The organism is Actinomadura sp. K4S16 (genome assembly GCF_008327685.1).
In the GTDB taxonomy this organism is placed as follows: Bacteria; Actinomycetota; Actinomycetes; order Streptosporangiales; family Streptosporangiaceae; genus Spirillospora.
The window spans coordinates 41912-53699 of sequence record NZ_BDDE01000029.1 but is presented as its reverse complement, the minus strand read 5'-3'; the positions used below and the strand labels follow the sequence as shown (position 1 = coordinate 53699).

Genomic DNA, 11788 nt, shown 5'->3' with positions numbered 1-11788 from the left:
GTACGGGGGCCTAGCTCGCCTGGATCCCTTCGAGGAACATGGCGAGGTACTGCTTGGCGATGTCGTCGGCGGACAGGCGCCCGCCGTGCTGGTACCAGTTGGCCGCGACCCAGACGGTGTCGCGGATGAACCGGTAGATGAGGGTCCGGTCGAGGTCGGCGCGGAACGCGCCCTCCTTGACGCCGCGGTCCAGCAGGGACAGCCACATCTCCTCGAACCGGCGCTGGGAGTCCAGGAGGTAGTGGAACCGCTCGCTCGTCGCGAGGTGCTTGGACTCGTTCTGGTAGAGCACGACGGCGGGGCGGTGCTTGTCGATCGAGCGGAACGACTCGACGACGATCGCCTCCAGGGTGTCGCGCGCGCTGAGGCCCGCGCTCAGGACGCGGTCGTAGGCGGTCCACATGTCGTCCAGGAAGGTCGACAGGATCTCGTCGGCCATCGACTCCTTGGAGTCGAAGTGGTAGTAGAGGCTGCCGCCGAGGATCCCGGCGGCGTCGGCCACCTTCCGGACGGTGGTGGCGGAGTACCCCTGGGAGGCGAACACCTCGGCGGCCGTGGCGAGCAGCTCGGCCCGCCGCCCCGCGCGTGCGGCGGCGGTGCCCTCGGCGTCGCGCCGTCGTGGACTCATGCGCTCTTCCTCATGTGCCGGTGTTCCTATGCGTGCTGGGAGGAGACGGAGACGACCTCCCCCGTCATGTACGACGAGTAGTCGCTGGCCAGGAAGACGATAACGTTGGCCACCTCCCACGGCTCGGCGTAGCGGCCGAACGCCTCCCGGCGGGTCAGCTCCTCCAGCAGCTCCTCGGACGTCACCTTGACCAGATGGGGGTGCATGGCGAGCGACGGGGAGACGGCGTTGACCCGGACGCCGAACTCGGCGGCCTCCAGGGCGGAGCAGCGGGTGAGCGCCATGACGCCGGCCTTGGCGGCGGCGTAGTGCGACTGGCCCTTCTGCGCCCGCCAGCCGATCACCGAGGCGTTGTTGACGATGACGCCGGAGCCCTGGTCCCGCATGAGGCGCAGGGCGGCGCGGGTGCAGCGCATCGTGCCGGTGAGGGTGATGTCGAGGACGCGCCCCCACTGCTCGTCGGCCATGTCGACCAGGTCCGCCGTCCCGCCGAGGCCGGCGTTGTTGACCGCGACGTCGACGCGCCCGAACTGCTCCACGGCCGCGCCGTAGAGGGCCTGCACCTGCTCCTCGGAGGTGACGTCGCAGGGCAGCGAGGCGACCCGGTCGGCGCCGAACTCCTTCGCCAGTTCCTCCGCCGTCGCGGCGAGCCGGCGCTCGTGCGCGTCGGAGACCAGGACCCGGGCGCCCTCCTCCAGGCAGCGGCGGGCCGTGGCCCCGCCGATCCCGGCGCCGGCCGCCGCGGTGATCACGACGGCGCGGCCGGCGAGCAGGCCGTGCCCGGGGACGTAGGGGGGCGGGGTCATCCGCGTGCCTTCCTGTCGGCGGCCGGTTCACGGGGCAGGCCGAGGACGCGCTCGGCGATGATGTTGCGCTGGATCTCGTTCGACCCGGCGTAGATCGTGTCGGAGCGGGAGAACAGGAACAGCCGCTGCCAGTCGTTCAGGTCGTAGGGCTGCGCCTCCGCGGACCCGCCGTCCGGGCCCGCGCCCGGCGCCCCGTCGGCGACGAGGCCGGCGGCGCCGAGGACGTCCATGGCCAGCTCGCCGAGTTCGCGGTGCCAGGTGCCCCAGACGAGCTTGGAGATCGACGACTCGGGGCCGGGCGCGCCCGCCGCGACGCCCGCCATGGTGCGCACCGCGTTCAGCCGCATGATCTCCAGGCCCATGTACGACCTGGTCAGCCGGTCGCGCAGCAGGGGGTCGTCGATGGCGCCGGTGCGCCGGGCGAGGTCGGCGACGCCCTCGAACTCGCGCCGGAACCCGACCTGCTGGCCGAGGGTCGCGACGCCGCGCTCGAACCCGAGCGTCGCCATCGCGATCTTCCAGCCGTCGCCGGGCGCTCCGACGATGTCGCCCGCGCCGGCCCGGGCGCCGTCGAAGAACACCTCGTTGAACTCGGAGGTGCCGGTGAGCTGGACGATCGGCCGGATGTCCACGCCGTCCTGCCGCATCGGGACGAGCAGGTACGACAACCCCTTGTGCCGGGACGAGCCGGGCTCGGTGCGGCACACCACGAAGCACCAGTCGGCTTCGAGGGCCAGCGACGTCCACACCTTCTGGCCGTTGACCAGCCAGTGGTCGCCGGCGAGCTCGGCGCGGGTCTGCACGTTGGCGAGGTCGGACCCCGCGTTGGGCTCGGAGTACCCCTGGCACCACAGCTCCCGCACCGCCACGATCGGCGGCAGGAAGCGGGCGCGCTGCTCGTCGGTGCCGAACGCGATGATCGTGGGGCCGAGCAGGTTCTCGCCGATGTGGTTGACCCGGGCGGGGCCGTCGGCGAGCGCGTACTCCTCGTGGAAGATCACCTGCTGCTCGACGGTGGCGCCGCGCCCGCCGTACTCGCGGGGCCAGCCGACGCACGTCCAGCCGGCGGCGGCCATGTGCCGCTCCCAGGCCAGCCGCTCCTCGAACGCCTCGTGCTCGCGGCCGGGCCCGCCGAGCCCGCGGGCGTGCGCGAACTCGCCCGACAGGTTGTCCTGGAGCCAGTCGCGGACCTCGGCGCGGAAGGCCCGGTCCGCGGGGGACTCGTTGTGCTTCACGCCGCGAACTCTACCAAACAGTTGTTAGAAAGAATCACCCCCTAGGGCGGGTTCGGCCCCCCGCGTCGCGATCCGCCCCGGAAGGGGGGACGCGGCACGGCCCGGCGCGGGTGCCGGCGCATGGGTCGGCGCGGGCTCCGGCGCGGTCGCCGGGAGCTCGCGGTGGAGCAGGTCGAACAGCCGGTCCCAGCGGGCGAGGACGGTGGCCGGCTGGAACCGCAGCACCGACGCGCGGGCCTCGGCGCCGAGCGCGCGGCGCAGGTCCGGGTCCTCGATGAGCCGGTCGAGTTCGGCGGCGAACGCGGCGATGTCCCCCGGACCGGCCAGCAGACCGTCCCGCCCGTCCTCGATCAGGACCCGGACGCCCGGCGCGCAGTCGAACGCCACCGTGGGCAGCCCGTACGCCATGGCCTCCAGCACCGACATCGGGAACCCCTCGGCCCGCGAGGGCAGCGCGAACACCGAAGCCTCGACCAGCGCCTCCTCGACGTCGGACACCGCGCCCCGGAACTCGACTGAGCGGGACAGCCCGGCGGCGTCCGCCTGGGCCCGCAGGTCAGCCTCGTCCGGGCCGGTGCCGTAGATGTGCAGCCGCCACCCCGGATGCCGTCCCGCGACGCGCTCCCATGCCTCCAGCATCAGGTCAACGCCCTTCTCGTAGGACAGGCGGCCGACGCAGGCGACGACGGGCAGGTCCAGCGTGGGGTGGACGCCGGGCGTGACGTGCAGCGCGTTCGGGATGTGATCGACGTTGGTCATTCCGTCCCTGGCCCAGGCGTCGGCGTCCTCGGCGGTGAGCACCAGCATCCGGTCGGCCCAGGGGTAGTGCTCCTTGACCCGCCGGTACCGCGAGGACGCGCGGGTCGCCTGGTACGACTCGTGGCTCATCGCCACCACGCGCAGCCCGGAGGTGTCGGCCAGCCGCACCCACTCCATCGCCCACACCTGCGCCGCGATCACGACCGCTCCCGGCCTCGCTGCGGCGAACAGCTCCGACAGCCTCGCCGCGCCGCGCCGCTGGACGGCCGTCCGCCACAGGTCGCGGGCCCGTGCCACCGGATCGAGCCGCCGCAGGGCCTTCCGCGGACGCCACGCCATGACGGGCGGGCGCCACTCCCCGTGCAGCACCTCGACGGCATAGGAGCCGTCGCGGCCGTGGTGGTACGGCTCCGGCCCCCGCGTGATGCCGACGAGGGTGACGCGGTCGCCGCGCCCGGCCAGCAGCCGCGCCATGTGGTGCGCCCAGCGCTGGAGGCCGCCCATGTCGTCGGCGTTGTTGCACACGATGAAGACGTCACGCGGCGCGGCCATGGCGCTCCCTCCTCCTTCTCGGCCGCCCCCTCCTGCCGGGCGGCGCGGCCGGGAAGTAGCGGTCCGCCACCGTCCTGGCGGCGGCGCCGCGGTCGTGCTCGCCGAAGCGCGCGGCGAACGCGCGGCGCCGCGCGGCGTACTCGGCCTCGGCGGCGTCCAGGCCCGCGAGCGCGGCGACGAGCTCGTCCTCGGTGCGGGTGATCGGCCCGGGGGCGTGCCGCTCCAGGTCGAAGTAGCCGGTGGCGAGGTCCCGGCCGTCCGGCAGGTGCAGCACGATCGGCCGGTCGAGCAGCGCGAAGTCGAACATGATCGAGGAGTGGTCGGTGACGAGCGCGTCCGCGAGCAGCATCAGCGGCGTCACGTCGGGCACCGCGCCGACGTCCCGCATGACCTCGCGGGCGCCGGGCGGCACGTTGGCCCGGCACAGGTAGTGCGGCCGGACGAGCAGCACGAACTCCTCCCCCAGCTCCCGTGCGAAGACGGCGGGATCCACGGGCGGGTCCAGCAGCCGGATCCGCCGCCCCTTCGGCCCGGTGGCGTACGTCGGGGCGTACAGGACGGCGCGGCGCCCGTCGTCCAGGCCGAGCGAGTCGCGCAGCTCCGCGATCTCGGCGGCCAGCTCCGGATCGTCGTCCACCCCGTTGACCAGGGGGTCGTTGCGGGGGTAGCCCGCCGGGAGCAGTTCGGAGCGGACGCCGAGGCCATTGCACAGCGTCTCGGCGTCATGCCCGGAGCGCACCAGGAAGCAGTCGAACCGCTCCACCATCCGCCGCAGCCGCGCCTGTTCGGAGGCCGGGCCCGACTTCAGCCGCGGCTGGTCCAGGCCCATCAGTTTGAACGCCGAGCCGTGCCAGGTCTGGATGTAGGTGGTCTCGGGACGCTTGCGCAGCCCGTCCGGGAAGCCCTGGTCGTCGATCCAGTACCGGGCCCGCGCGAGCGCCAGGTAGTACGCCCATGATCCGCGCTTGACGAGCCGGGCGTCGTCCGGGAACCCCTTGGGGGACGACGCGTACGACCAGACCGCCTCCACCGGGCGGCCGGACCTGCGCAGCTCCCGGTAGACGTACTTGGGGTTGCCCGAGTAGTGGCGGCCGAGCTGGCTCTCGAAGACCGCCAGGCCGGTCCGGACGGGCAGCCGGCTCAGCACCCGGTTGAAGACGACGATCTTGGTGTTGCGGGCGGTCAGCGTCCGGCGCACCGAGGCGCCGAGCCCCTGCGCCCGGTACCTGGCCAGCCGCCCCGGGCGGGACCGGGCGGCGCTGCGCGCGACGGCCCGGGCGAGCCTCGCCCACGGGCTCCCCGTCTCCAGGGCGAACGCCAGGTGCCCTCCCTCGGTGACGTACGAGCGGAGCCGGTCCCCGGCGAACCGCGTCAGCCGGGGCCGGACGGGCAGCGCGGCACCGCCGAGCGGCGGCGACCCGCGTCCCTCGCCGAGCCGGGTGACCATCTCCTCGCCGTCCACCCGGATGCGCAGCCGGACGTCCCAGACGGGGTCGATGAACCCGTACGGGCGTATCTTCCGGGCGGGGTCGAACTCGGCCCGCCAGGTGAGCCGGTCGCCCTCGTGCCGGACGGACGCGCGGACCCGCGCCCTCCTGGAGCGGCGGCGCCGGTCGGAGAACTCCAGCGTCCCGGTCAGCTCGGCTTCCGGCGGAATCCGCCCCAGCGGGTTCAGCACGTAGCCGGCCATGAGCACGCGGACACCGCGCGTCTCCAGCCGCGTGACGGTGTTCGCCGGGCGCAGTTCCCGGAGGGGCCGCAGGTGGAAGCCGAAGCCGGTGACGTCCAGGATGCGGCGGCCGATCCGGCCCCGCGGGCGCCCGGCGCCCCAGTAGACGCGCCCGTCCCGCTCCACGAGGCGGGCCCGCAACTCCGGGCGCTTGGCCGGGTCGTACTCGGCGGCGGCGAGCGCTCCCGCGTGGTCGCCCTCGCGGACCAGGTGCGCGGCGATCGCGGGCATCGGGTTGGCCTCCTCGAAGACCCGCGGGTCAAGCTCGGCCAGATAGGCGGCGGCCAGGTCGAGGAAGCGCGCCTGGTGGGCGGGGTCGCGTCCGCGCAGCTCCCGCAGGTACAGCACGAGGTCGTGGTTGACGAACTTGACGTCCTTGGCCCGCTGCAGGTCGTAGGCGCCGCGCAGCGCGAAGAGCATGTCGATGCGGCGGTGGATCTCCAGCCGGTCGGCGAAGTTGGCCAGCTCGGCGCGCCGGTTGGAGATCGACGGATCCGGCGTCCGCTCCTTGACGAGCCAGTTGTAGACGCGGTGCGGGATCAGGGCGGTCCGTCCGGCCTCCAGGTAGGCCTCGGCGGTGAAGAGCAGGTCCTCGTAGTGCAGCCGCTCGACGAACCGCAGCCCGTGCTCCTCCAGGAAGCCGCGCCGGTACGCCTTGTTGGTCGAAAGGGTGTCGTACAGGAGATCGGGGTTCTCGCTCAGCGACTCGTGGACGGCGCTGTGCCGGTACAGCCACGGATACCAGGGGCGGATCCGCCCCTTCGCGCCCCTCGGCACGTCGAGGAAGATCCGGTCGCAGAGCCCCGAGACCATGTCGGCGCCGGTGTCCTCGGCGGCGGCGAGCAGGTTGAGGCAGGCGTGCCGGTCCAGCAGGTCGTCGCTGTCGAGGAACATCAGGTACCGGCCGGTGGACGCCTCGATCCCGGTGTTGCGGGGACGGCCGCAGCAGCCGGAGTTGACCGGCAGGTGGACGGCCCGGACCCGCCCGGGGTGGGCCGCGGCGAGCCGGTCGGCGGCCTCGCCCGTGCCGTCGGTGCTCGCGTCGTCGACGATCAGCGTCTCGACGCCGCCCAGCGACTGCGCCAGCGTCGAGGCCACCGCCCTCGGGAGCCGGCGCGCGTCGTTGTAGGCGATCACCACGACGCTGACATCCGGGCGCGCCGCCATGGGCATCCCCCCTCCGCAGACTCCGGCGTGCTGGATTCCTTTCCAGGAACGCCGCACTGAGGTCCAAGGGGGATCAAAGCCTGTCAACGCTTGGCATTACCCACCGTCCCCGGAGACATTGGGCACAACACCCGGAACGCCAGAAGGCGCCCGGCCGTGCGGCCGGGCGCCTTCTGGGGACGGGCGCCTCCGGGAGGAACGGGCGCCTTCGTGGACCGTGGTCGGGTCAGCGGGCGTGGTCGGGTCAGCGGGCGTAGTCGGGGTAGCCGAAGCCGACGACCTGCGACTTGTCGCGGACCTTCTCCTTCACCGCGTTGTCGGTGTTGCCCTCGATCGTGGTGATCTTGCCGTTGCCGTTGTCCTTGACGACGATGCCGACGTGGTCGATGTCGCCGATGCCGGCCTTCGAGCCGTCCTGCCAGTCGAAGAACACCACGGAGCCCGGCTTGGCGGTGTGGCCCCAGCGGCCGGTCTCCTTGAACCAGTTGGCGTGCTGGACGGTGTAGGCGTCCCAGCCCATGTTCTTGACGCCGGTCTGGGCGCCGAGCCAGGACACGAACATGTTGCACCACTGGGCGCCGTTGTACTCCTTGACCGAGAAGCCGCCGTCGCGCTTGGCGGTCTCCTTGGCGTGCGGGGTCGAGACGTACCACCGGTGGTACTTGGTCATGCCGCCCTTGCCCTCGTGCACGCCGACCTGCTTCTTCGCGAGCTTGATGACCTCGGCGGGCTTGACGGCGTGCGGGGGGACCTTGAATCCCTCGCGGCGCGCCTCGGCGGCGGCGGAGGCCCGCTCGGCCTTCACGGTCCTGGCGCCGGAGGAGGCGTGGGAGGCGGTGCCCTGCTCGGCGACCGCCGCCGCGGCGGCGGGGGTCTCGGCGGCCGCGCGGCCGCCGGCGAGGGGGTTGAGCACCGAGAGCCCGACCGCGCCCGCCAGGACGGCGCCTGCGGCGATGCCGAGGGCCTTGTCCTCGGACGTGAAGCGGTCGAGCGAAAGACGATCAAAGCGACCGGACATGCAGGGAATCTCCTTGTCTTCCATGGCGCCTACCGGGTTAGCTGACGGATTCGGGCATGGAAGCAGCCCTACGGCGCGACTCTCGGGCGCGCCGATTCACCCCAGAAACGTGGGTCCCCGGCTCCGTTCCGGTCTCTGCGACCGGACGGACTCGGCCTCGCACCGCGGACGCGGTGCCGGTATACGGATGTTCTGCTGGCTGATCTTGACGAGGGGGCGCGCATCACCTGGCGCGCATCGCGTGCGGATACCGCTCCGCGATCCTCGGCCGCGCATGGTGCGGCCGGTGGCAACGCATGGGACGCGCTGCGTGATTCGGGATCGAACGTACCAACCATCCCAAGAAAAGCAAACCAGGCATAAAGTAAAGTCTTGCCTGCTCAAAGCCCTTCCAAGGGACTCCCAACACCCGCACCCCGCCGCGTCTTCCCGATCTTTGCCGGAGTGCCCCGCACCCCTTTGCCCGACGGGCTTACCGGTTCTCTCGGAAAAGGTAAAGAAGATCGAAAAGGGGCGGCCGGCGGGCCTGGCCGCGCCGCCGGAGGCCCTCTCCCCGCCCTCCGAGTGAGGCGTACATCACACGCAGCGATCTTCGCTGGTCAGCGGTGCCGTTCGTCACCGCGGGGCGCGGACGGTCACACCACGTAGACCGCGAAGAGCGTGGTGTCGTCCGCCGCCCGGTCGTGCTCCATCCGCCCCAGCACCTCGTCCAGCACCAGATCGGGGCGCATGGAGCTCTCCCGCAGGATCCGGGTGAGGCGGACGATCCGCTCGTCCAGGTCGGCGTCCCTGCGCTCGACCAGGCCGTCGGTGTACAGGAACAGCATGTCGCCCGGGTGGAGCCGGGTGGTGATCGTCGTGTACTCCCAGCCGGGCATGGCGCCGAGCATCGGGTCGCGGACGACCTCCAGCGGCGCCGCCCGGCCGTCCCGCACCAGGATCGGCGGCGGGTGGCCCGCGCACGTCCATTCGAGGACGTGCCGCGACGGGTCGTAGTGGGCGACGATCGCGGTGCCCGTCGCGGGCGGGTCCATGGCGCCGATCAGCTCGTTCAGCCAGCCGACCAGCCGCCCGGCCCGCTCACCCGTGCAGGCGAGCCCCAGCAGGCCGTTGCGGGTCCGCGCCATCGCCGCCGCAGCCGGCAGGCCGTGCCCGGCCGCGTCCCCGATGGCGAACATCGCCCGCCCGTCCTGCAGCGTCCGGGTCGCGAACCAGTCGCCGCCGATGCGGGCCGTGCTCTCCGCCGCCATGCTGCGGATCGAGGTGCACAGGCCCGGCAGCTGCTCGATCTCGTTCTCGTCCGGCAGGATGGCCCGCCGCAGCGTCACCGCCACGCGCCGCTCCTGCGCCGTCCGCGCCTGCTGCCGCAGCATCTGCCGCCGGGTCTCGGCCAGCGCCCGCTCCACCCCGCGCCGCCGGGTGATGTCCTGCGACACGATGTTGATCGAGACGGGCAGCCCGGACTCGCCGAGCACCGGCTCGGCGAACACCCACAGGTGGCGCGGCGTCCCGTCGTGGCCGATCACCCGGTGCTCCGCCTCGACCGGCTCGCGCCGCGAGAACATCGTCTGGACGGCCTCCTCGACCAGCGGAAGGTCGTCGTCCGCCACGACCTTCGGCAGGTCGTGCGGCACCGGCGGCACCTCGTCGGGGGCGAGGCCGTAGTTCGCCAGCATCTGCGGCGTCCAGTCCGCCTCCCCCGTCGCGAGGTCCCACTCCCCGAACCCGATCAGGGCGAGCCGCTCGACCCGCTCCAGCCGCCGCGCGATCCGGTCCTCGGCCAGGTGGTACCGCCAGGTCACGCACACGCCGGTCGGCACCCGGACGCACCGGACGCTCATCCGCGACGAGCGGGACAGGCCGCGCTGGGCCGTCGAGTACTGGATCGAGGGACGCTCCAGCCTCGTCCCGGACTCCAGCACCTCGACGTAGTCGTCGAACAGGCCGCTGAGCACCGCGCCCGGGTCCGTCCGCAGCAGCCGCAGCCCGGTCAGCTCCTCCGGGCCGCGCCCGAACATGTCCCTGGCGACGCCGTTGAGCTCCGCGAACAGGAAGTCGGCCACGTTGCCGTCCGGCCCCCGCACCGGGACCAGATGGGCCGCCGAGTCGAGCGCCCCGTCCAGCACCGCCTTCGCCGCCGGGTCGTCGGGCACCCGCGCGAGGATCTCCGCGTCCCCCGCGGTGTCCTCGGCCGTCACCCGGCGCAGCACGTCCTCGGCCTCCGACAGCACCGCCTGGCGCTCCGCCGGGACCTCCTCGGTGCGCGGCGCCCGCCGCCCCGCCACCACGGCCCCGACCGGCCCGCCGCCCCCGTCCTTGACCAGGAGGGACGCCGCCTCGGCCAGGTCCATGTCGAGGTCGCGCGCGAGCCAGATCAGGTGCTGCAGGGCCTCACCCGGCGGAACGCCGAGCCGGCGGGCCAGCACGACCCGCGCCTCGGCCAGCACCGCGCGGTCGTGTGCCGCGCCCCGCAGGTCCTCCACGTCCGCGACGTGGACCCCGGGCTGGGCGCCCTCCGCTTCCGCCAACCTGTCCCCCGTTCGGCGTCACGTGCCTCTGGGAGAAAAAAGCTACATACGTCAGTGAGGGACTATTCGCCCATCTCCTCATAAGGAGGGCATATCTTTGCCCGGGTTTTCCGTTCCCGCCCGGACTCGACCGCTTCCGGTGACCCTCTCGGGAGGGAACCGTTCCCCGCCTTGTGACCCGCGTCACACCCTCGCGACCTGCCTGGTCAGCGAGGTGATCCGCGCCGTCGCCGTCCGGAACGACGTGCCCGCCGGGTGCAGGGTCAGCACCACCACGATCCTGTCCCCGACGACCCCCGTCGTGTGCAGCACCGGCCGCCCCAGCCCCAGGTCGGGCCCCCACGCCGCCGGCCGCACGCCCCGGCACGGCTCCGCAGGCGTCTCCCCGAACCCGGACCACCCCTGCTTGACGGCCCACGGCCGCATCAAGGCCCGCGGAATCCCGAACGTCTGGTCGAACCCGTCCGTCCCGCACGGCGTCGACCTCCGCAACTGCTCCAGGACGAACTCCCGCTGCGCCTCCGGCGCCTCGTCCAGGAGATACCGGTACATCCGCACCACGTCCCGCGCACTGAGCGCCGTATATCCCCAGAACCCGGGCTTCTCCGCGGGCGGCGGCGCGGTGTCCTCCAACCCCACCTTCCGCACCATCCGCTCGATGATCCGCCCCTGCCCGCCCCGCCGCCAGAACTCCGTGGCCGCCGCGTCGTCGCTCGACCGCAGCATCGGCACGAGCAACCGCCGATCGGCCGCCGAAACCGCGTGCCGATCCATGTAGTCCAGCGCGATGAGGATCTTCACCACCGAGGCCGACCGGAACGTCCGCCGCGTCGCCCGCGCCACCACCACCCGCCCGGCGGCACGATCAAAGACCTCGTACGAGGCCCGCACCCCCGCCGGCACCCGCACGACCGGCGCCTTGGAAGGCGTCTCCGACACCCGCGGCTCAGGGCTACCGCTGCTCACCGGCCGAGCCCCTCCACCGTCCCCGCACCCGCACACCAGCCCGAGGCCCACGACCCCGGCCAGCACCACCCGCAACCGCACCATCCGGCCTGCCTACCAGAGATCCGCGCACCCGTATCTCGGTACGCACGACCCCGCAGACTGCGCTACAGTAATTCACGCCTGCTCCACCAGGCACCGGGACGTAGCGCAGTTTGGCAGCGCACTTGACTGGGGGTCAAGGGGTCGTGGGTTCAAATCCCGCCGTCCCGACAAGAAGTACCAGCTCAGAGGCCGTTTCTCCACCACGGAGAACCGGCCTCTTGATCGTTAGTTAGCCGTTCGTTAGCGAACCGAGCCGTCTCCCCCGGCACCCGGACGGTTCACACAGGACCAGAAGACTCGAGAACCGTCGGCGCGC

8 protein-coding genes, 1 tRNA gene and 1 riboswitch are annotated in these 11788 nt (G+C 72.7%); of the genes, 1 reads left to right on the top strand and 8 read right to left on the bottom strand.

Going from position 1 to position 11788, the window contains the following annotated elements; translation table 11 throughout:
• Positions 1 to 10: 10 nt before the first annotated feature.
• From K4S16_RS40625 to K4S16_RS40590, 8 genes are all read right to left on the bottom strand, one after another.
• Complete coding sequence (locus tag K4S16_RS40625) at positions 11 to 628, bottom strand: TetR/AcrR family transcriptional regulator (protein WP_149264440.1); 618 nt, start codon at positions 626 to 628, stop codon at positions 11 to 13.
• Positions 629 to 654: 26 nt separating this feature from the next.
• Complete coding sequence (locus K4S16_RS40620; RefSeq protein ID WP_149264439.1) at positions 655 to 1434, bottom strand: SDR family oxidoreductase; 780 nt, start codon at positions 1432 to 1434, stop codon at positions 655 to 657.
• The gene (locus tag K4S16_RS40615; protein ID WP_149264438.1) at positions 1431 to 2669 is read right to left on the bottom strand and encodes an acyl-CoA dehydrogenase family protein; all 1239 of its coding nucleotides are present in this window, start codon (positions 2667 to 2669) and stop codon (positions 1431 to 1433) included. Before K4S16_RS40615 ends, K4S16_RS40620 begins: the two co-directional genes overlap by 4 nt.
• 24 nt (positions 2670 to 2693) lie before the next feature.
• Entirely contained in the window at positions 2694 to 3980 is a 1287-nt protein-coding gene (locus K4S16_RS40610; RefSeq protein WP_149264437.1) for a glycosyltransferase, read from the bottom strand.
• Positions 3964 to 6876, bottom strand: a complete 2913-nt coding sequence (locus K4S16_RS40605) for a CDP-glycerol glycerophosphotransferase family protein (protein WP_149264436.1) — start codon at positions 6874 to 6876, stop codon at positions 3964 to 3966. Before K4S16_RS40605 ends, K4S16_RS40610 begins: the two co-directional genes overlap by 17 nt.
• A gap of 244 nt (positions 6877 to 7120) precedes the next feature.
• Positions 7121 to 7894 (bottom strand): CHAP domain-containing protein, encoded by a 774-nt coding sequence (locus K4S16_RS40600; RefSeq protein ID WP_149264435.1) that lies wholly within the window; start codon positions 7892 to 7894, stop codon positions 7121 to 7123.
• An 11-nt stretch (positions 7895 to 7905) separates the two neighbouring features.
• Positions 7906 to 8044: riboswitch (cyclic di-AMP (ydaO/yuaA leader) on the bottom strand.
• 485 nt (positions 8045 to 8529) lie between these two features.
• Positions 8530 to 10422, bottom strand: coding sequence for a PP2C family protein-serine/threonine phosphatase (locus tag K4S16_RS40595; RefSeq protein WP_149264434.1), 1893 nt, complete (start codon positions 10420 to 10422; stop codon positions 8530 to 8532).
• Between the two features lie 183 nt (positions 10423 to 10605).
• The gene (locus K4S16_RS40590) at positions 10606 to 11388 is read right to left on the bottom strand and encodes a hypothetical protein (RefSeq protein WP_149264433.1); all 783 of its coding nucleotides are present in this window, start codon (positions 11386 to 11388) and stop codon (positions 10606 to 10608) included.
• Between the two features lie 178 nt (positions 11389 to 11566).
• On the opposite strand from K4S16_RS40590, the gene K4S16_RS40585 reads away from it, so the two are divergent.
• Positions 11567 to 11640 (top strand) — tRNA-Pro (locus K4S16_RS40585).
• Positions 11641 to 11788 lie beyond the last annotated feature (148 nt).